General features: G+C 61.0%; 17 protein-coding genes. 2 read left to right on the forward strand and 15 right to left on the reverse strand.

Annotated elements, in window-relative coordinates; genetic code table 11:
- Position 1 precedes the first annotated feature (1 nt).
- From U5G49_RS06225 to U5G49_RS06245, 5 genes are all read right to left on the reverse strand, one after another.
- Positions 2–946 carry a SurA N-terminal domain-containing protein gene (locus tag U5G49_RS06225; protein ID WP_193446075.1) on the reverse strand — a complete coding sequence of 315 codons (945 nt, stop codon included), beginning with the start codon at positions 944–946 and terminating at the stop codon, positions 2–4.
- Between the two features lie 184 nt (positions 947–1,130).
- Positions 1,131–3,473: an LPS-assembly protein LptD gene (locus tag U5G49_RS06230; protein ID WP_193446076.1), complete on the reverse strand. Its 2,343-nt coding sequence runs from the start codon at positions 3,471–3,473 to the stop codon at positions 1,131–1,133.
- Positions 3,473–4,561, reverse strand: coding sequence for an LPS export ABC transporter permease LptG (lptG, locus tag U5G49_RS06235; RefSeq protein WP_018241455.1), 1,089 nt, complete (start codon positions 4,559–4,561; stop codon positions 3,473–3,475). The genes U5G49_RS06230 and lptG overlap by 1 nt, the downstream gene beginning before the upstream one ends.
- On the reverse strand, positions 4,558–5,739 hold the full coding sequence (gene lptF / locus U5G49_RS06240) for an LPS export ABC transporter permease LptF (RefSeq protein WP_026188342.1): 1,182 nt from the start codon (positions 5,737–5,739) through the stop codon (positions 4,558–4,560). Before lptF ends, lptG begins: the two co-directional genes overlap by 4 nt.
- 100 nt (positions 5,740–5,839) lie before the next feature.
- Positions 5,840–6,613, reverse strand: a complete 774-nt coding sequence (locus U5G49_RS06245) for a phosphatase PAP2 family protein (RefSeq protein ID WP_193446077.1) — start codon at positions 6,611–6,613, stop codon at positions 5,840–5,842.
- Between the two features lie 144 nt (positions 6,614–6,757).
- Here U5G49_RS06245 and U5G49_RS06250 point away from each other — a divergent pair, with 144 nt between their 5' ends.
- Together U5G49_RS06250 and U5G49_RS06255 are read left to right on the forward strand one after the other, a co-directional pair.
- Positions 6,758–8,248, forward strand: coding sequence for a leucyl aminopeptidase (locus U5G49_RS06250; protein ID WP_193446078.1), 1,491 nt, complete (start codon positions 6,758–6,760; stop codon positions 8,246–8,248).
- Positions 8,248–8,697, forward strand: a complete 450-nt coding sequence (locus U5G49_RS06255; RefSeq protein ID WP_193446079.1) for a DNA polymerase III subunit chi — start codon at positions 8,248–8,250, stop codon at positions 8,695–8,697. Before U5G49_RS06250 ends, U5G49_RS06255 begins: the two co-directional genes overlap by 1 nt.
- 85 nt (positions 8,698–8,782) lie before the next feature.
- On the opposite strand, the gene U5G49_RS06260 is transcribed toward U5G49_RS06255, so the two are convergent.
- The 10 genes from U5G49_RS06260 to U5G49_RS06305 form a co-directional block, all read right to left on the reverse strand.
- The gene (locus U5G49_RS06260; protein ID WP_018241460.1) at positions 8,783–9,286 is read right to left on the reverse strand and encodes a hypothetical protein; all 504 of its coding nucleotides are present in this window, start codon (positions 9,284–9,286) and stop codon (positions 8,783–8,785) included.
- A 72-nt stretch (positions 9,287–9,358) separates the two neighbouring features.
- Complete coding sequence (locus U5G49_RS06265; protein ID WP_047621543.1) at positions 9,359–10,285, reverse strand: Gfo/Idh/MocA family protein; 927 nt, start codon at positions 10,283–10,285, stop codon at positions 9,359–9,361.
- A 98-nt stretch (positions 10,286–10,383) separates the two neighbouring features.
- Positions 10,384–12,426 (reverse strand): prolyl oligopeptidase family serine peptidase, encoded by a 2,043-nt coding sequence (locus tag U5G49_RS06270; protein ID WP_193446080.1) that lies wholly within the window; start codon positions 12,424–12,426, stop codon positions 10,384–10,386.
- Positions 12,427–12,480: 54 nt separating this feature from the next.
- Positions 12,481–13,785, reverse strand: coding sequence for an LLM class flavin-dependent oxidoreductase (locus tag U5G49_RS06275; RefSeq protein ID WP_193446081.1), 1,305 nt, complete (start codon positions 13,783–13,785; stop codon positions 12,481–12,483).
- 14 nt (positions 13,786–13,799) lie between these two features.
- Positions 13,800–15,158: an MmgE/PrpD family protein gene (locus U5G49_RS06280; RefSeq protein ID WP_193446082.1), complete on the reverse strand. Its 1,359-nt coding sequence runs from the start codon at positions 15,156–15,158 to the stop codon at positions 13,800–13,802.
- A 9-nt stretch (positions 15,159–15,167) separates the two neighbouring features.
- Complete coding sequence (locus U5G49_RS06285) at positions 15,168–15,950, reverse strand: amino acid ABC transporter ATP-binding protein (RefSeq protein ID WP_193446112.1); 783 nt, start codon at positions 15,948–15,950, stop codon at positions 15,168–15,170.
- Between the two features lie 11 nt (positions 15,951–15,961).
- Complete coding sequence (locus U5G49_RS06290) at positions 15,962–16,744, reverse strand: amino acid ABC transporter permease (protein WP_193446083.1); 783 nt, start codon at positions 16,742–16,744, stop codon at positions 15,962–15,964.
- The gene (locus U5G49_RS06295; RefSeq protein ID WP_193446084.1) at positions 16,741–17,487 is read right to left on the reverse strand and encodes an amino acid ABC transporter permease; all 747 of its coding nucleotides are present in this window, start codon (positions 17,485–17,487) and stop codon (positions 16,741–16,743) included. Before U5G49_RS06295 ends, U5G49_RS06290 begins: the two co-directional genes overlap by 4 nt.
- A gap of 24 nt (positions 17,488–17,511) precedes the next feature.
- Positions 17,512–18,342: a transporter substrate-binding domain-containing protein gene (locus U5G49_RS06300; RefSeq protein ID WP_065276255.1), complete on the reverse strand. Its 831-nt coding sequence runs from the start codon at positions 18,340–18,342 to the stop codon at positions 17,512–17,514.
- Between the two features lie 470 nt (positions 18,343–18,812).
- On the reverse strand, positions 18,813–19,658 hold the full coding sequence (locus U5G49_RS06305) for a polysaccharide deacetylase family protein (RefSeq protein WP_131702334.1): 846 nt from the start codon (positions 19,656–19,658) through the stop codon (positions 18,813–18,815).
- Between the last annotated feature and the right edge of the window lie 189 nt (positions 19,659–19,847).

The following is a 19,847-nucleotide window of genomic DNA, read 5'->3' on the forward strand; positions in this document are numbered from 1 at the left end:
GTCAGCGATAGGCGATCTGCGCCTTTTTGCGCAGTTCATCCAGGTATTTCTTGCTGTTTTCGTTTTCCGGGCTGGCGTCCTTGCCGCCCTTGGACTTGTCGAGATCTTCCTGGCGGAAGACCATTTCGGCGGCCTGGTCGTCGGAGACCTGCCGCTGGCTGCAGATTGCCAGGTATTCAACGCCCTTGTCGGTGACGCGGGTCCCTGTCGTGTTGCCCTTGGCCTGCTCGACCAACGGCTTCCAATCCGGCGGGATCTCGGGGGCGAGCATCCGGCCGAGATCGCGCACGGAAACGTCACGCATCGTCGCGGCAAATACCTTTGCCTGGTCGCAGCCCGGAAATTTCGAGCGCGACGCCTCGGCCTCGCCCTTGCGCTTGCCGGTGATGGCCCCGCGCTTGGCTTGCGGAATGACGAAGATGATCTGCTGCAGCATATATTCCGTCGTTACCGGCTTCTGCTTGTTGTTCTGCATCATGCGCGAGACGAGATCGTAGTTCGACAGCCGCGACGTCGAGCCGTAGCGGGCGTTGACCACACGCGGCCAGCTCATCTGCACGGCGATGAAACCCTTGAAATGGTCGACGCCGACACCGGCGCGATCGAGGATCTGCGACATCTGCTCGGGGGAAAGCTTGTTGCCGCTCGAAAAGCGCGCGAAAGACGCATCGACGTCCTGCTGCGAAACCGACATATGAACGCGGGCGACCTCCTGCCGCTTGAGCGCCTCGTCGATCAATTGCTCCTCAGCGGCCTTGGCATCGGCCTTCGTATGCTGCAGGCGCAGGAAGGCCTGGCGCTTGGCGACATCGCCGCTGGTGATGGCGGTGCCGTTCACCACGGCCTTGACTTCACTTGCCGCAAGCGTTGGACCGGCAAGGCCTGTCAGCAATGCAAGCGCTGCCCCGGCGAGGAACTTGGTTATGGCCTTTTTCGCGTCAATCATCTGTTGACCTCCCGATAGCGCCGCGAGACGTTGTTCGCGGCGTTCTTACCACAGTGCGAGACACGCGGAAATCGCTTCCATCACGGCGCGAAACCCCTATGCCTCAGATACCGACTGGCGGCAATGTCCTGCACAGGCTTACGGCGAAAGAATGGCTTCAGGCCATGTTTGCGCCGGCCGTCCGTCAGTTGAGGCCATCCGAGCTGTCTCCAGAATAGCCGACCTTGATGTCGCCGAGCGTGCGGAAGGTCAGCCGCGCGCCGATCGTCCAGTCGCTTGCCGACTCGTCGTCGGAATCCCTGCTGTCGGTATAGGCGATCGTGAAGATCGTGCATTCGTCCTCATAGGACAGGCCAAGCGTCCGGCGGCTAATCACATCATTGTTCAGATCCCAGGCGATGCCGCCGAAAATCGACCAGTAATCCTTGAACTTGATTTTGCTGCTGGTCTGGATCTCGTCATTGTCCTCGTCGAAGCCATATGCCGGCTGGGCGCTGAGATGGGTGAAGGTCACCTGCGAAGAGAAGGTGTCGTTCTGGTAGGCCGTCGTCAGGTCGCCGCGGCGGAAATCGAAATCCTTCTCGTCGAGGCGGTAGGAGGCGGTCACGGAAACGCCGTACGGTGTCTCGATGCCACCGAGGCCGACATAGTCGGAGCGAGTGGTTTCAAGGCCGGAATCGGCGCCGACATTGACGAGGTCATCGGTCGCAAACGAGTTCTGACCGGCGATCTGGTACGATTGGCCGAAAATGCCGTGCAGCTTGTAACCGCTGTCGAACGTACCGGTGTACTGGATGCCGACATTGGCGCGGGTACCGCCTTCGACGCGGTCGTAGCCCGAGAATTTGTCGCGGTCGAACAGTGAGGTGGCGTCGAAGACGAAGCTCTGCGCATCCTCGTTCGGCAGGCGGCCTGCGAGTTGCTCGTCGGGGCGGGCATAGATCTGTGCGATCGGCTCGAGGACATGAGTGCTATTGTCAGTCGTCATCAGGATCGGATAACGCATCTCCAGCCCGGCCGTGACCATCGAGCGGGTGGCGGAATTGCCGTCGTCGTAGTTGCCGGCGTAACCTGTGGGATCGTCCATGTTCAGCGCGAAGGCGTCGCCGCGCGCGGCCAGCAGCGGCGTGATCACGAGGCCGGTCGGCGTGACGTAGGTGCGCTTCCACTGCAGCTCGGCAGTCAGCCGCGAGGTCTGACCCTTCAGGCCGCGGAAGCGGTCGAAGCCGTCGACGGTATAGAAGTCGTCATGGGTGCGCGAAATATTCGTCAGGTTGACATCAGCCGAAAGCTCGCCGCCTGCAAGCGGCTGCGGCGCCACATAGTGATAGTCGAGCGACGGATAGACGATCGCCTGCTGTTTTTCGGCAGTGTTCTTCCGGTCGGCATCCTGGACGTCGAAATAGAACGCCCGCATGTCGAAATAATTGCGTTTCCCAAGTCCCGTCAGGTAGATCTGGTTGGTACGATCGGTGCTGGTCAGGCCGCGCAGCTTGTAGGTGCGCGAGAAGTTGTTGTCGCTCTGCATCATGACGTCCCAGCCGAACGTCCAGCGCGGATTGATGCGGAATTCGGCCTTCGATGCCACCATGCCACGCTGGCCGGCTTCGGCATCGCTGGTGCCGGAGCTGAAATTGTCCGGCTTTGCCTGGTCTATACCGGCGACGCGCAGGATATGCGTGCCATTTTCGAAGCGCTGGCGGAATTCGCCTTCGACGAGGAAGCCCTGGGCGGTGTAGCCGGTGGCGGTGACCGTCGCGTCCATGCTCGGCGAGATCACATAATAATAAGGAACGGAAAGTCCGAAGCCAAGATTCTGCGACAGGCTCATCGTCGGGAAGAGAAAGCCCGACTTGCGCTTCACCGTATTGTCGGGAACTTCCATGACCGGCACGAAGGCGATCGGATAGCCGAGCAGCTCGAAGCGGGCTCTCTCCAGGCGGATCGTGTGGGTCACGCCGTTCTGGATCACACGCTTGGCCTTGACCTGCCAGAAGGGCGCGCGTTTCGGATCTTCGGCGCAAGGAAGGCAGGCCGTGTAGACGCCCTTGTTGAGAATCATCTGCGTGCCGCCGACGCGCTCGCCGGTTTCGGCGACGATACGGGTATTGTCGGCAGTTTCGATGCGCAGCGAATTCATGAACCCGTCAGCGAAATTGTCGGTCACGTCAAGGTTGTCGGCGTAGATGCGGTTGCCGTCGGGGCTGACCAGCTCGATATTGCCGATCGCCGTCATCCGGCCGGTCTTCTGATTGTACTCGACCTTCTGCGCGACCATCTTGTAGCCCGCATAATTGATCTGCACACCGCCGACCGCCGACACCAGATCGGCGTCACGGTTATAGACGAGTTCATTGGCCGAAAGCAGAAGCTTGGCCTCTGCAGGAATCTTCTTCTCGATCGTTTGTTCGGGCGCGCTGACCTGGCCGTATGAGGCCGGTACACTGCCGAAATAGGAACATAGAGTCGCGCCGACAAGCAGGGCAACCAGCTGTTTACTAAAATACTTGCGGTCGCCTACCGCCACTAGCCGTCCTCCTGATGAAGCAGAATAGTCGCACCCAAGGCCAGCGCGACGACCACCGGTATCCACGTCGCCACGAAGGGAGGCACGACTCCACTGCTTCCAAATGCCTTTACAAGCACGGTGATGACATAAAGCATGAAGCCCGAAAGGATGCCACCCAGAATCACGGAGCGGGATTGGTTGAACCGGCTAAATTTTAGGGACACTGTTGCAGCAATGAGAGTCATGGCCACCAGCAGCAATGGCTGGGACAACAGGGAGTTGAATTGCGTCTCCAACGCCTTGGTTGAGATGCCGAAGGATTTGGCCGCCGCAATCCGGTTGGAAAGGTCAAAGAAACCAATTGTTTCCGGCGCTGTCAGCCGCTCCTGAACGAAATCCTGTTTCAGATTGGTGCGAAGTTGAACCGAAGCTTTACGCACCGGGATTTCGCCAGGCTGGCGCTCGACAACGTTGTTAAGTTGCCAGTAACCATCTTCCAATTTTGCCGTGGCCGCGTCCTGTCTCAGAATGACCTGACCCCTTGAATCGAAATGGATCAGCACGGCGTCGATCAGCTTGGTTCCGTTATCCTGGACCGTCTGGGCGCCGATGATGACATCGTCCCGGCCACTGATCTGGCGCAGCCACGGAATCTGCGGGGCTTTGCGCAGAACTGCGTTCTCGCCGCGCCAGTCGGATTCGACCAGCAGTGCCTGGCGCTGTCCCCAGGCCGCAAGCGGGTTGAGCGCCGCCATCGTCAACAGGCCGAGCGCCAGCGAGCCGGCGATGAAGGGGAACATGAACTGCCAGACCGAAATCCCGGCTGCGCGCGTCACGACGAGCTCATATTTGCGGTTGAGGCCGATCAGCACCGTCATGCCGACGAACAGCGCGATGAACGGCACCGTCTGCTGCAGGATGAGCGGCAGGCGCACGGCGGTCATCAGCACGCCGCCGCTGATCGTGTAGCCGGGCAGACCGGACATGCGGCCTGCCGTCTCGCTGAAATCGAGGAGGAAAGAAATCGCCGAGACGCCGATCAGGAACCAGCCCGTCGTTACTAGGTAGCGGCGAAAGAAATAACGCGACAATGTCCCGAACATCATTGGGCAGTGCCCCCGCCGGTCCTGCCGGTCGCGGCAAGCAGCCTTTCCTGCATCTGTCTCCAGAAAGACGAAATCCGGTCCCGAATGAACGAAGGCATGACCAGTCGTTTGTGCAGGCCGAGGAAGACGATCGAGACGATGCTGCTGACAATCGGTATGGCATAGAGGACGGCGATATATTCAGGGTCGGTGTCGATCTGATTGGCCGCGTAGAAGGCCGCCCATCGCATCGCGAAGGCATAGGCGAGAGCGCTCACCATCGGATGCAGCCGCGCTTCGCGGTGCGAGCGCGCATCGCCGGCGATCGCCAGTGAAAACAGGGCAAAGACAACGGGCAGGATCCAGTCCGTCAGCCGGCGGTGCAGTTCGGCGCGGTAGCTTTGCGGCCGGATCGTATAGTCCTTGTCGGCCGGATCTGGATTGAACAGGAACCACAGGTCACGGTCGCTGGCGCGCAACGTCGCCTGACCGCGACTCTCCGTCATGTCCGAGAGGTCGAAGGAATAGGAATCGAAATTGATGACCGAGACGTTGCCATCGGGTGTTTTGCGGTGCACTTCGCCTTCATGCATGATCAGGGTCGTGCCCGTATCGTCGACGGCGCCTTCCTTCGCATAATAGATCAGTTCGTAGGCCGGATCGCGCTCGTCGGCGACGAAAAGGCCCTTCAGCATGCGGCCGGCCATCCGCTGCGAGATCTGCACATAGAGGCCTTCATCAAGCTTGCGGAAGGTCTTTTCCTCGATCACCGAAGAGAGGAGATCAGCATAGGTCTCGGCGATCATCTGGCGCACGACGGTTTTCGCGCGCGGCTCGACGACGTTGTCGACGAAGAAGGAAAAGACGCTGATGACGGCGGCAAGCAGCAGGATCGGGCGGATCAACACGCTGCGCCGCGCCCCGGCCGCGTCGATGACGGTCAGCTCGGAATCGTTGTTCATCGTCGTCAGCGTCTGGGTGATCGCGATAACGAGGGCGAAGGGCAGTACGACGGGAATGATCGACGGCAGGATCATCGTCGCGAGCTTGGCGAACGAGCCGATCGACTGGCCGCTGTCGGTGACCAGATTGATGCGCTGCAGAACCTGAGTCGTCCAAATGATCGCCAGAACGGGCAGGAGCGCCACGAGAAACATCTGGCCGACGCGCCGCAATATGTATGTCTCGAGTAGTTTCATGCCTGCCCTTGAAAGCACCTGCACGCCCAAACGGCTTTGCAGGAGAATCCCTCTACGCTCTTTGTCGCGCTTTTGCGACAAGCTGGTGTCAAAAATTCATTCAAATTTCAGAATTTTTTTGATGCTGTTGCGACTCAGTTAACGCCAGCAACGCGGCGAAGACGACAAGCGATGAAAGCCATCCAAGAACGACGTCGGAAAGATAGTGCGCGCCGAAGGATAGCCGCATCGCCGGGGTGAGGATTGAGATCGCCGCCACAGGCGCCGCCAGTGTATAACGCAGGGGCTTCGGAAGGAAGAGCAGAAGGCAGAAGAGCCAGCCGGCGCTTGCTGCCTCGCCTGATATGAACGAACAGTTCGAAACGCATTTTCCGGCCAGCGAACCTGCCTCGGCGAAATGCAGCGCACCGCCGAAAATGTCCGTCTGTATCGGCCGCGGCCGGCCCCAATGCTCCTTCAGGATGACATTGACGAGCAGCACCGGCCCGATCAGCAGCGTTCCGAGCGCGACTTTGAGCTTCTGCGCCCGCTCGGCGTTAAAGGTTGCGCCATGCTGTTGGTAGCATTCGACGAGTTTCCACAGCATCACGATCGCCACCACATAGGGCAAGCGGAAGAAGAGGGTGCGCAGCAGGTCGAAGGCCGCGACGTCGCGATAGGGAAAGCCGCCGCAGATGCTCCCGGCGGCGGCAGCCGCGTCGCAATCTGCGCCTACGAAAAAAAGCTGGGAAAAATAGATGTCTATTTCGGGGAAAGCCCGGAAGACGGCAAGCAGCGCCCACCACGTCCAAAACAGCAGCATGAATGCACCGAAAGTCGTTTTCGGCAGGCGGATTGCGAGGTCCCGCCATCGATTTTTCGAAAAAACTGTCAACGCGAATATCTACGAAACTGACGAAAACATGAGGGCCGTGATGGCCGCGGGTGACCATAACAATTGTCGCAAGCCATTGACAGACCCGCCAAACGCGAAATTATCCGCCAGGGACGGATTTCAAAGAATCCCAGCGGAGAAGACATGTCAGTAAAGATGGAAATTTCATTCTCGAAGTCGGCAAAGCTCAGTGGCGGCCTGGCGATCCTGTTGAAGACTGCGGAGGCCGACAGCGCTGCCGGTGCCGAAACAGTCGACCCGGCAGGCGTGATCGCCAAGGCTGCCAGGATCGCCCGATTCTCCGCGAAATCCATGGGCGCGCTCGATATTGTCGCCCCCGAAGGCGCGTCCGTCGACCGCATCGTTGTTATCGGGCTTGGCAAGCTCGCCGAACTCACCGCCCATGACTGGCTGAAGGCCGGCGGTGCCGCAGCATCGAGAATCAAGAATACCGATAAGGCCGCTGTCTTCATCGACGTGCCCGGGCTCGAGACGAGCGCCCGGGCAGCCGCCGATTTCGCGCTGGGTATGCTGCTACGCGCCTATAGCTTCGATACCTACAAGACAAAGAAGGGCGACGAGGAGGAAAAACCGGCGAAATCCGTCAAGGTGACGATCGTCACCGCCGATCCGGGTGGTGCCAAGAAGGCGTTTTCCGATTCCGAAGCGATCGCCGGTGGCGTCAATCTTGCCCGTGACCTCGTCAACGAACCGCCGAACGTGCTCGGCCCCGTCGAGTTCGCCGCCAAGGCAAAGGAGCTGGAAAAGCTCGGCGTTGAAGTGGAAATCCTGACGGAGCGGGAGATGCGCCGTCTTGGGATGGGCGCCCTTCTCGGCGTCGCCCAGGGCTCCGTGCGCCCGCCGCGCCTGGCGGTTATGCAGTGGAAGGGCGGCAAGGGCAAGGATCGTCCCGTCGCCTTCATCGGCAAGGGTGTCGTCTTCGATACCGGCGGCATTTCGATCAAGCCGGCCGCCGGCATGGAGGACATGAAGGGCGATATGGGCGGTGCGGCAGCCGTCACCGGCCTCATGCATGTGCTCGCCTCCCGCAAGGCTGCCGTCAACGCGGTCGGCATCATCGGCCTGGTCGAGAACATGCCTGACGGTAACGCCCAGCGTCCAGGCGACATCGTCACGTCGATGTCCGGCCAGACGATCGAGGTGATCAACACCGATGCCGAGGGTCGCCTCGTGCTCTGCGATGCGCTCTGGTACTGCAACGACCGCTTCAAGCCGCAGTTCATGATCAATCTCGCCACGCTGACCGGGGCGATCGTCGTGGCGCTCGGCAATGTGCATGCCGGCTTGTTCTCCAATGACGACCAGCTTTCCGCCCAACTGACGGCAGCCGGCCTTTCGAGCAATGAGAAGCTTTGGCGCATGCCGCTCGGCAGGGACTACGACAAGCTGATCGACAGCAAGTTCGCCGATATGAAAAACACCGGCGGGCGACAGGCGGGCTCGATCACGGCGGCGCATTTCCTCAAGCGCTTCGTGCAGGAGACGCCTTGGGCGCATCTCGATATTGCCGGCACGGCGATGGGCTCGCCGCAGGACGAGATCAACCAGTCCTGGGGTTCCGGCTTCGGCGTGCGCCTGCTCGACGAGCTCGTTCGCGCCCATTATGAATCCTGATGACGGACGTTCTCTTCTATCATCTGACCGAAACCAGACTGGAGGACGCGCTTCCGCCGCTCATCGACAAATGCGTCGAGCGCGGCTGGCGCGTTGCCGTCCAGACGCGTGAGCCGGCGCGGCGTGACGCTCTCGATCAGCATCTTTGGACTTTCCGCGAGGAGAGCTTCCTGCCGCACGGCACCGACGAGGCAGATTTTGCCGAAAGCCAGCCGGTGCTTTTGACGGTGACATCAGGCAATACCAATGCGGCGACCGTGCGTTTCATCGTCGACGGCGCCGAGCCGCCGCCGGCCGATGCCTATGAGCGAATCGTCTTCATGTTCGACGGTCATGACCAGGCGCAGCTGGAAGCCGCCCGTGCGCAATGGAAGAAGCTGAAGGGCGAGGGGCATAACCTCACCTATTGGCAGCAGACGTCAGAGGGGCGGTGGGAGAAAAAGGCCTAAGCGGTTTACCGCGACACGACGCTGTAACACTTTGAATTGTTGCATGAAGTCGTCCAACTTCCCTCTCACCGGCCGATGGAAGCCATTACCCGTTCGACCCTTTGTCCTCGTCGAGGTTCGTCAGGATGTTGAGGGGGACGATCCCTCCCGCACCTTCCGACGGATTGAGCGCCTCCACTGCCAAAACCCGCTTTCCGCTCGGACTGACGAAAGCGAATGCCCACGCGCTGTCGGCAAAAGGGCTGACCGGCATTTCCGCCCAGCCGGCTTGATGGACAAGGCGTTCGGCATAATAAGCCTTGATGCTCTGCGGGTTGGTGGTGCTGTCGAGATTGCGCGCCAGGATACGCACGGATTTCTCTCCGAACCGCCCTTCCAGTTGGTCCAGCACCTTTTTGGTGGCCTGCCAATCCTGGGCCTGGGTCGCCGATCCGAAGGAATATTCCTCGGATCGGGAAACGCCCGGTGCATCAGGAGGCATGACGACCTGTTCGCCCGAACAGGCTGCAAGGCCGAGAAGCGGCACCGCAAGGATGCCAATCTTCAACACGCGGAAAAATCGGCCCATGCGGCGGATTTTGTTGCTCATGAGCGGCTGCCCCCGAACATTATTGCCATAGGCCGGCAAATCTTGCCGGTTTCTATGACGTTATTGCGACCCTCAGTCGTGGAACGCGTCGACGAACTTCCGCTTGCCGAGCATGAAGGCGTCGGCGACGTGGCGTAGCGGCGCGAGGTCGACATCCGATTTGCCGGCCTTGATGATTTCGGCGAAGCGACGGTAGAGCGAGGGATATTCCTGCTCCGGCTCGGCGAATCTCAGCGCGCCGTCGATCAGAAGCTTGGCGCCGCCCTCGGCGAGCACCATCTGGCCGGCTGCCGTCTCCGCGACGATGTCCCAGCTTTGCTTGCCGGTCTGGAGCCAGTCGAATTCGGCGTGAACCGGCAGGCCGTCGGCATTGCGGAAGTGAATGTCGGCCGCGATCGGCGCATCGCGATTCTCGGGAAATTCGAGCACGGCCTCGGTGATGAAGATCGGCCGCGGCAGGATATGGGTGACGATCGACAGCGCATTGATGCCGGGATCGAAAACGCCGAGGCCGCCGGCCTGCCAGATCCATTCCTGGTTCGGATGCCAGTGGCGGACATCCTCCTTCCAGATCACATGCACGCTTTTGATCGTTGTCGAGGCAAGAAACGCCTTGGCGGCCTCGACGGCCGGCGCATAGCGCGAATGCCAGCTGGCAAAGAGCGACGCCCCCTGCTTGCTCGCCAGTGCTTCGAGATCGGCCACTTCGCTCAGCGTGGCGCCGGGCGGCTTTTCCAGGAAGACGTGCTTGCCGGCGACGAGCGCCTTATAGGCTGCCTCGTAGCGGTATTGCGGCGGCATGCAGAGCGAAACGGCATCGATCGAGGGCTCGGCGTCGAGCATCGCCTCGATCGTCGTATAGCTCTTGACGCCTTCGACCGTGCCGTGGCGGCTTGCCGTGGCGACGAGCGCGAAATCCGGGTTCTTGGCGATGGAGGGAAGGTGCTGGTCGCGGACGATCTTGCCGACGCCGACGATGGCGAGATTGATAGGAGACATGGTGTTTCGCTCGAGCCTGTATGAAAAGTATGATTATTGACGCGTTTGTATCAGAAAGAGGCGTGCCGACAAGCTCTCCTCCTCCATTCTATGACATCCTATCGCATGATAGTTTGGCGAAGGAAGCTGTAACCCATCGCTGCGCGGGCGGCGCGTTCTTCGGAATTGCCGTCGCCGCCATGCCCGCCGGAGCCGAATTCATGGAAGAGCGGCCGGTGTCCTTCTTCCTCCAGCCGCGCGGCAAAGCGGCGCGCATGCGAGGGATGCACACGGTCGTCATTGGCTGAGCTTTCGACATAGATCGGCGGATAGGTGACCTCGGTCGCCGGCCTGACATTGTGAATCGGCGAATAGCCGAGCATGAAATCCCGGTCCACCGGCGTCTCCGGGTCGCCGTATTCGTCCATCCAGGCTTGCCCTGCGCTGAACAGGTGGAAGCGTGTCATATCGAGAACCGGCACCTGGCACCAGACAGCGCCGAAATCATCGGGATAGCGCGTCAGCATCACGCCGGTCAGCAGACCGCCATTGCTGCCGCCCTGGCAGGCGATTCGCGATGCCACGGTATAGCCGCGGGCGACAAGATCGCGGGCGATGGCGACGAAATCGGCAAAGGCCCGGTCTCGCCCCTGCCGCTTGGCGCTGCGATACCAGTCGGGACCGAATTCGCCGCCGCCGCGGATATAGGCCTGCACATAGGCGCCGCCTTGCTCCAGCCAGCGTCCTGTTACCCCGGAATAGTTCGGCGATAGCGAAACATCAAAGCCGCCATAGCCGTAAAGCAGTACCGGCAGCGCGCCCTTGGTCCACTGCTTCGGCAGGACCAGCCGGTAGGCAACCTTCGTTCCGTCCTCGGAAACAGCCTCCAGCAGTTCGGATGACATATCGGTCGCATCGAAATAGCTCGGCGCTGTGGCGACGAAAATCGGTTCGGCCTGCTTGCCGCGATCCGACAGCTCGAGGCGGTAACAGGCCGGAGGCTGCAGGAAGCCCTGGCCGACGATGTAGAGCGTATCGTCGCCAAGATGCAGATCCGCATGGAGCGGCCTGAAATGAGCCGTCTGCATGTCCGCCGGCAGTGCGATCTCGCGCTGCTCGGCGTCGGGCCTCGTCAGGTCCAGCACCACGAGACGCGGACGCAGCCGATCGGAGATGAGGAAGACGCACCACTCGCGCATCAGCATCATCTGCGAGACCGACTGGCCCTCGCCAGGCCGAAACAGGATCCGATCCGGCCCAAGCAGGGTCGTCTCCGAGCCGGGATCGAAGCGTTGCAGCACGAGGCTGCCGGTTGGAACGCGCTCATCGGTCTTTGCCCGCCAAAGGCAATGATCATGATTGAACTGGAAATCGGCTTCCTTAGGCAAATCGATGCGCCGCTGCGTGCCGTCGTTGGCGATCAGGAAAGCGCTGGCGACGCCGATCTCGTGGGCGGCGACGAAAATGTCGATCAATCCATGATCCGCCGAAGCGCCCGATAGGGCGGGGTCGATGACGAGATTGAAGCCGTAGACGTCCTCATCTGCTGCTTCGAACATGACGGCAGCCTCTTCCGGTCGCTGCCCGCGCTTCAATCGCCGCCCGACCCGTGGCCATCCGGAGCGGGTCGCCGAAAATCGGTCGATGGAACCGAAATAGCAGATTTCGTCGCGGCTCAGCCAAGTGGCATGCGATCGTGCAGCCGGCGTATCGAAGCCGCCCTCGACAACCTGTTTCCGCCCGGCGTCGAATTCGAGCAGCCGGAGAAGGTCGGAGCCGCCGTCCGAAAGTGTGAGCAGCACCCGCGTCGGCTCCCATGGGCAGGTGACCGCACCGCGCCAGTTCCAGCGCTTGCCTTCGCGCACGCAGAAGGCATCGAGATCGAACGCCGGTTCCCAGCCGGCATCGGGCAAGGGCTGCTGATCCGCGGGCAGGCGGAGCCAGACGCCGAGCGGATTATCCTTGCTCTGCCGGAAATCGAACAGCCACCCGCCTCGGCGCATCGGGACAATCAGCCTGTCCTGCCGTTCGATCAATGCTTTTATCGCATCGCGATCCCTAGCGAATTCCGGTGTTCTCAGTGCCTTGTCGGAAAGCCCGTTATGTTCGTCGATGAATTGGCGGGTACGCGGATCGTCGTCCGTTTCGAGATGAAGGTTCATGTTCGACCTGCCTGATTCCATTGACGTGGTGTATCTAGCCAATATTTCGCACAGTTAGGGCGAAAATAGTGCCGGCCGCGCAAGGCCGAGATGCTCGCGCAGTGTCGAGCCATCATATTGGGTGCGGAACAGGCCGCGTTCCTGCAGGATTGGTACGACCATCTGCGTGAAGTCTTCGAGCCCTTCGGGAAAAAACGGTGGCATGACGTTGAAGCCGTCGGCGCCGCGGCTTTCAAACCATTGCTGCATCCGGTCGGCGATCTCGACCGGCGTGCCAAGCACGATATGGTGGCCGCGGCCGGCGGCAACGCGCAGCGCCAACTGACGGATGGTCAGGTTCTCGCGCCTTGCAAGCGCGGTCAGCAATTCGGCACGGCTGCGCAACTGGTCGGAGATCGGAAGGTCCGGCAGAGAGCCATCGACATCGTAATCGGCAAGGCTGTGGCCGATGCGTTCTTCCAGAAGCGGCATGGCGCTTTTGATGTCAGTCCACTTGTCGAGTTCTGCAAGCTTGTCCGCGGCTTCCCTGGCGGTGCGGCCGATCACCGGCAGGAAGCCCGGCATGATGGCGACCTCCTCCGGCTGACGTCCGAAGCGCGCGACGCGCTCCTTGACGCTCTTGTAGAAGGCCTGCGCCTCTTCGAGGCTCTGCTGCGCGGTGAACACCACGTCGGCGGTGCGGGCGGCAAGATCCTGGCCGGGACCGGATGAGCCGGCCTGGATCAGGATTGGATGGCCCTGCGGTGCGCGCGGAATGTTCAGCGGCCCCTTGACTGAGAAATACTTGCCCTTGTGATCGAGCACATGGAGCTTGGCAGGGTCGGCATAGACGCCGCTCTGCTTGTCCTTGACGAAGGCGTCGTCATCCCAGCTGTCCCACAGTCCGCGCACGACGTCGACGAATTCCTCGGCCACGGCGTAACGCTCATCGTGCTCCGGGTGCGCCTTGCAGAAATTGTTCGCCGTGCGGGCATAGGATGTCGTGACCACGTTCCAGGCGGCCCGGCCGTGGCTCAAGTGGTCAATCGAGGCGAAGGCGCGGGCAGTGTGATAGGGCTCGCCATAGGTCGTGGATGCGGTTGCCGCGAGGCCGATCTTGTCTGTCACCACGGCGAGCGCCGAAAGCAGCGTCAAAGGCTCGAAACGCGCGATCGTCGAGGGATGAGCATCGATGCCGCTGGTCAATCCGTCGGCCAGAAAGACCATGTCGAATTTCGCTGCTTCGGCGATCTGGGACACGCGTCTCAGCAAGTCGAAATTCTCGCTTCCCGCCTCGGCGTGAGGATGACGCCAGCCGGATACGTGGTGGCCGGCCCCTTGCAGAAACAGGCCCAGGTGGATTTCTCTTTTGCGAGTCATGACAATATCCTTCGTCATTCTGGATTTTGGGCGGCATCCTGGTTGAGCAGCGCCAGAAGTTGGCGAAGGTCGGCCGTGCTGCTCATTGTCCGGACGAGCGACGGGACATCCGCGAAGGCGGGATTGCGCGCAGTTGCGTCGCGAAATTTTTCGGCCGGATCGCTCAGCCCCGGCAGGCCGTCGAAGCGGCGCTGTATCGCGCTGCCGTCGCGAAGCACGATATCGGCGATCACGAAGCGGGTGCGTGGATCGCTCGACATGCGCGGCGCAGTCTCGTCGTGGCGGCGGCCGGCGCGCCGGGCAAGGTCCATCAGGCGCGGCAAGACAGGCCGCTCGTCGAAATGGTCGAGCCGCAGAGCCCCGTCGATGAGGGCGGCGGCGAACACGTATTCGGGACTGAAGCGCGCCTCGATCCCATTGCCGGGCTTGCTCACCACCAGGGCGGCATCGGCGCCGGGCGGGTAGCTGAAGGTGATATGCTCGATCGCATCAGCCTCCAGACCTTCCCGGTTGAGGCCGATGCCGAGAGACGCGACCGGATGGCTGGCGGTGCAGCAGGGATAGGCCTTCAGCGTCAGCCCGGGCGTCACGATCTGCCATGGCGAACCCCAGTTCTCGGTCACGGCGGACGGGCGTTCCGCGCCGAAGGCATAGACCGAATGGAAGCCGACCGGATTGTCGAGGAAATCCGGCGCGCCGCCGAAACCTGCAGCGGCCATCCTCGCCGACAGGAGCCCGGATCGCGCCGCCATGCCGGCGTGGAAAGGTTTGGCGTCCGTGCCGAACTGCAGCCGCAGGCCGGACGATTGCGTTGCCGCAAGGCCCAGCGCGACGGCGGTCTCGTCGATGGAGGCGCGGGTCAGATGGGCGATTGCCGCCGCCGCGCCGATCGTCCCGAGCGTCGCCGTGGCATGGAAACCGTTCTCGTAGTGCTTTGAGCCGAGCGACAACCCCAGCCGCGCCATGGCTTCGAGCCCGACGATATAGGAGGCGATCAGCGCATCTGCGGAAAATCCGCGCTCGGCGGCGAACGCCAGCAGGGCCGGGATGATCACGGTCGTCGGATGGCCGCGCACGCTTGCATGCACGTCGTCATAATCGAGCACATGGCCGGCATGGCCGTTGACGAGCGCCGCGACCAGCGAATCGGTTCGGCGCGAGCTGCCGAGCAGGATCGCTTCGCCCGCCAGATTGGCGCCGACGGTATCTGCCAGAATGCCGGTCGTGCGGTCGCCGGCGCCTGCGATCGCACAGGCGAGAAAATCGATGATCGCCGTGCGCGCCGCGTCCAATGCCACCGGATCTTTCGATGGATCCGAGGAGATGATCGCCTGGGCGAATGCCGAAGTCAGGGGCGCGAATGTGCTCGTCATGAAAAAATCCTAGATGCCTTCGCGCACTGGCCCGCGCCCACCGGCGAGCCCGCCGACGAATTGGCGGATACGGGGATTGTCGAAGGTGTGGAAAATCTGTTCAGGCGAGCCTTGGTCGACGATGCGGCCGTTCTCGGTGAAGACGACGATGTCGCTGATCTCCTCGGCGAACCGCATTTCGTGGGTCACGAGGATGCTGGTCATGCCGTCGCGGATGAGGTCGCGGATCACCCACAGCACTTCGCCCACTGTCTCGGGGTCAAGCGCCGAGGTGACTTCGTCGAACAGCACCAGTTCCGGCTTCATCGCCAGCGCGCGGGCGATCGCGACGCGCTGCTGCTGACCACCGGAAAGCTGGCCGGGATAGGCGCCGGCTTTTTCCGAAAGCCTGACCTTGTCGAGCAGTTCGCGTGCGAGTTTTTCCGCTTCGCGCCGCTTGACGCCGAGGATGCGGGTCGGGGCCAGCACGATATTGTCCAGCACGTTCAGGTGCGGAAAGAGATTGTATTGCTGGAAGACGATGCCGATACGCTTGCGCAGCGCGATGCGTTCGCTCTCCTTGGCCAGTTGATCGACGCGGGTGCCGTCGACCGTGATGCGGCCGCGCTGCGGCGCCACCAATGCGTTGATGCAGCGCAGGATCGTCGACTTTCCCGAACCGGACGGGCCGATAATGGAAACCGCATTGCCCTTGTTGACGGTGAGGTCTATGCCCTTCAGCACCTCCGTCTGGCCGAAGGACAGGTGCACGTCTTCCAGTCGCACGATCGTTTCGTCGGTTTTTGCGTTCATCATTCAAATCCTCAGGCCGTCTTGAAGCGCCGCTCGAGGCGTCGGGTCAGGCGGGCGATCGGGTAGCAAAGCGTGAAGAAGGCGGCCATCACCACGATATAGGCGATGATCGTGAAATCGAGGCGGCGCACGGATGTGCTGGCATCGGTTGCCGCATGCAATAGTTCGTGCACGCCAACCAGCGAGGCGAGCGACGTGCCCATGGTGATGGAGGCCAATATGTTCATCCATGGCGGCAGCGAGCGCCGCAGGCATTGCGGCAGGATGATCCAGCGCAGGGCCTGGCCGCGCGAAAAACCGAGCCCCTTTGCCGCTTCCCATTGCGTGGTCGGGATCGAAAGGATGGCGCCGCGGGTGATCTCGGCCACATAGGCGCTGGCCGGTATGGCAAGGCCGATCACCGCCTTCATCCAATCCGGGAAGGGCAGATAGTTGCCGGCCACCACGATTTCGAAGGGAAAGATGTAAGTCGTCGCGAAGATCAGCACGAGATGCGGGGCATTGCGGAAGACTTGCACATAGGCGACGACCGGGTAGCGCACCAGCTTGAAGGAAACCAGTTCCAGTATGCCGAACACGGCTCCGACGGTCGTTCCAAGCGTCATCGCGCACAGGCTGATGACGACGTTCATCATGAAGCCCGAGCCGAGATAGGGAAGCCACGTCACCAGTTCGCGCCCCAGCGTCAGGTCGGCCAGCGACCAGAGGACGATAACAAGCGGGAGTGCCGTAAAGCCGATATTGCGCAGCAGGCGACCACTCCTGCGCTGCTCGGAAAGTACCGCAGTCGTCATAGGCCATACCCCGGAATGGCGAGCTTGCGCTCCACCCACAGGCCGATGCGGGCAACGGCAAGGTTGATGATGCTGAAGAACAGCAGGATGACGATCATCAGTGACACCACGTTGTCGCGCTGCGTCCAGACCATGATCGAGGCATAGGTAATCTCGCTGACTGCAATCGCATTACCCACCGTCGTCAACTTCACGAGATTGATGAGATTGTTGACGATCGCGGGCAGCGATGCCCTCAATGCCAGGGGAACTTCGACGTAACGGAGGATCTGCAGCGTGCTGAAGCCGATGCCGCGCGCCGCTTCCACCGTGGCCGACGGCACCGCCTCGATACCTGCGCGGATCGCCTCGGCATGCAAGGCGGCGATGTGCAGTCCGACCACCGCCACCACCCAAAAGAAGGGTGTCAGCGGATTGTTCTGCGTCCCGCCGACCAGGTTCGATACGAATGTATTGAGAACGAGGAAGCTGAACATCAACTGTACCAGCGTCGGCGTGTTTCGGGTGATTTCCACGAAAGCGCGGACCGGTGTCGATAGCCAGGGCTTGCCGGATGTCAGGCAGGCGGCAAACAGCAGCCCGACAATCAGGCTGACGGGGATCAAGAGGGCAATCAGATAGAGCGTGGTGATGAAACCATCACGCCATATCTGCGCCTCGTACCCCGTCGCCAGGAACTCGTAGTTAAGGCCAAGCCTGTTCGTCAGGTTGACGAACAGGCTGGTCATGCTGGTGTCCTGCATGTCGATCCGCCAGTGTAACCTGTCTTACTTGCCAGCCGACAGGGTCTTGCGCTCTTGTTCGAGATAGTCGGTATTGCGGAGCCGGTTCGCCTTCGCAAATTCCAGGAGCTTTCCTGACGTATGGAGCTGCCGGATCGACTTATCGAGTGCCTCGGCCGTCTCCTTTTCGCCTTTTCGCACCCAGATCACCGAGTCGGAAGGGAGCAGTTCGGTCGGGAAGAGAATAGTGTAGTCCTTCCACTCCTCTGGCCGGTCCTCCAGCAGAAGGCCGACGGTTGCGCCGACATGGACGGCGGCGACACAATTGCCGCCCTGCAGCGCCAGCAGCGATTCCGGCTGGCTCGGCAAGCCCTTTACCTCGGCGCCGTATTGTTCGATGAGCGGCTGCGTGAAGTTCGACCCTTGCGAAACGCAGACCGGCTTTCCCTTGAGATCTGCCCAGTCCTTCAGGCCGCTGTCCTTGCGTCCGACGGCAGCACCGCCGCTGCGATCATACGGCGTCGCCACCCAATCAAGAACTTTGGCGCGGTCCTCGGTATATTGCATGTTCGCAATCAGGATATCGACCTTGCCCTGCTGGAGAAATTGCACCCGGTTCGGGGGCGTGACGGTGACTGTTTCCAGCTTGACGCCAAGATCGTCAGAGAGCGCTTTTGCAATATCGAGATTGTATCCCTTCTGCGTTTGCGATGTCGGATCGATATAGCCGAAGGGCGCCCCCGAGAGGATGACGCCAACGGTAAGGGTGCCGCGGGCTTTGATGCGGTCGAGCGTGGCATCCGCGGATGCCTGCGTTGCCGCCAGCAAGGCAATCGACATGGCGAGGAGCGCCTTCGGGAGAAATTTGCGTGACATGTTTGAGCTCCGTCTTGGGAAGGTAGAAGGACCGGTTCAGGTCCCCGAGCAGTTGCAGCACTCTTTGGCTCGACTGCTATGGCGTGGATGTGCGCCACTTTGAGGTGAGGCCGAAAAGGCTGGTGATGAGATGGACGTCGGCTTCCCGCGCAATATTGGCCATGCTTCTCCGCGCTGATAGAAAAGGACGCTGACCGCATCTCTTTCCTGCGCGAATCGGCAACTGGACGGCTTTGAAAGGCATAGGGAACCGATGAGAGAGAGAAGGAACGTTCTGTCTCAGAGAAAATCATCATTGTGATGGATTTTGTAGATTTTATTTTCTGAAATAGGCGCGTTCGTTGAAAAATCTTGTGCACGAGAGGGTTGCTGATCGGTAACCTTCCCGCCCGGTAATGGCATCAAAAAAACGGATTTTGCTCGGCCGAACTCGTGCCGTCTTGCGGCTAATCCCGACTGGGCAACCCGCCTTAGCGGATCGTCACGAAATCGGCCGAGGCGAGGACGTTGTTCGGCGCCGGCGTCTTCTTGAATTTTAGCGTCACCACCTTGTAGCCTTCGGTTTCGAGTTTCGAGAGCAGGGTTGGTAGCATCGTCGCCGTGCGTTTGTGGATGTCATGCATCAGGATGATGCCGCGGCCGCGCTTGTGCAAGAGGTTCATCGTCCGCTGCGTTATGGAGACCGGCGTCGTGGTGAAGTAGTCCTTGCTGTCGATATCGACATCCATGACCACCATGTCGCGCATCGCGACCGCGGCGCGCAGCCTGTGGCTCTCGGCAAGATAAGGGAAGCGGAAGAAGGAGACATCGGTTTCGGTCGCCTTGGTCACCGCCAATTCGCCCTTGATCACCTCGGCCATCGCCGCGTCGAAACTCAGCGAAGCGAGGTTGGCGTGGTCATAAGTGTGGCTGCCGATCGTGTTGCCGTCCTGGGCGACCTTGCGGGCGAGCGCCGGATGCATCTCGGCCATCTCGCCGACCATCATGAAGGCGCCCTTGACGCCGAACTGGTCGAGGATTGCCAGCACCTTATCGGTCCGGCCGGGGATCGGGCCATCGTCGAAGCTGAGGATCACTTCCTTGTCCTGGAGCTTGAGATCGGCGAGCGAGGAGACCTCCAGCGTTCGTCCGGCCAGATGGTGCCAGCCGGTTAGGCGCGGCGTCGCATCGTCGCCGGCATAGGCAAGTTTCCGCTCTTCGGGCGCGATCACCGAGGAGGTCTTGATCGATGTGTCAGGAGCGGATTGTCTGGTGGTGCTGCAGGCGGAGAGGGCGGCCGTGAGGGCCATGCAGGACAGAACGAAAAGACGATACATGGAAAGGGCTCAACAAATCGGTAACGAATGTTGAGACAACCTTTCGGATTATGGTTAACGATCGGTTGATAATGGCCGAAATTGCGTTGATGCGCGGCACTTCGCCACGCTCTCGCGAGTGCATGATGCCGAAAAGTGTGAGCGGTTTTCGGGCGACATCATGCTCTAACTCTTTAATTTAGAATAGGA

The organism is Rhizobium indigoferae (assembly GCF_034554815.1).
Taxonomy (GTDB): domain Bacteria; phylum Pseudomonadota; class Alphaproteobacteria; order Rhizobiales; family Rhizobiaceae; genus Rhizobium; species Rhizobium leguminosarum.

Excerpts from the sequence above, each read along its gene's own strand:
- U5G49_RS06285 (WP_193446112.1), bottom strand. The coding sequence starts at position 15,950 with ATGAACGCAAAAACCGACGAAACGATCGTGCGACTGGAAGACGTGCAC.
- U5G49_RS06295 (WP_193446084.1), bottom strand. The coding sequence starts at position 17,487 with ATGCAGGACACCAGCATGACCAGCCTGTTCGTCAACCTGACGAACAGG.
- U5G49_RS06255 (WP_193446079.1), top strand. The coding sequence starts at position 8,248 with ATGACGGACGTTCTCTTCTATCATCTGACCGAAACCAGACTGGAGGAC.
- U5G49_RS06275 (WP_193446081.1), bottom strand. The coding sequence starts at position 13,785 with ATGACTCGCAAAAGAGAAATCCACCTGGGCCTGTTTCTGCAAGGGGCC.
- U5G49_RS06260 (WP_018241460.1), bottom strand. The coding sequence starts at position 9,286 with ATGAGCAACAAAATCCGCCGCATGGGCCGATTTTTCCGCGTGTTGAAG.
- U5G49_RS06280 (WP_193446082.1), bottom strand. The coding sequence starts at position 15,158 with ATGACGAGCACATTCGCGCCCCTGACTTCGGCATTCGCCCAGGCGATC.
- lptG (WP_018241455.1), bottom strand. The coding sequence starts at position 4,561 with ATGATGTTCGGGACATTGTCGCGTTATTTCTTTCGCCGCTACCTAGTA.
- U5G49_RS06270 (WP_193446080.1), bottom strand. The coding sequence starts at position 12,426 with ATGAACCTTCATCTCGAAACGGACGACGATCCGCGTACCCGCCAATTC.
- U5G49_RS06265 (WP_047621543.1), bottom strand. The coding sequence starts at position 10,285 with ATGTCTCCTATCAATCTCGCCATCGTCGGCGTCGGCAAGATCGTCCGC.
- U5G49_RS06300 (WP_065276255.1), bottom strand. The coding sequence starts at position 18,342 with ATGTCACGCAAATTTCTCCCGAAGGCGCTCCTCGCCATGTCGATTGCC.
- U5G49_RS06305 (WP_131702334.1), bottom strand. The coding sequence starts at position 19,658 with ATGTATCGTCTTTTCGTTCTGTCCTGCATGGCCCTCACGGCCGCCCTC.
- U5G49_RS06225 (WP_193446075.1), bottom strand. The coding sequence starts at position 946 with ATGATTGACGCGAAAAAGGCCATAACCAAGTTCCTCGCCGGGGCAGCG.
- lptF (WP_026188342.1), bottom strand. The coding sequence starts at position 5,739 with ATGAAACTACTCGAGACATACATATTGCGGCGCGTCGGCCAGATGTTT.
- U5G49_RS06250 (WP_193446078.1), top strand. The coding sequence starts at position 6,758 with ATGTCAGTAAAGATGGAAATTTCATTCTCGAAGTCGGCAAAGCTCAGT.
- U5G49_RS06290 (WP_193446083.1), bottom strand. The coding sequence starts at position 16,744 with ATGACGACTGCGGTACTTTCCGAGCAGCGCAGGAGTGGTCGCCTGCTG.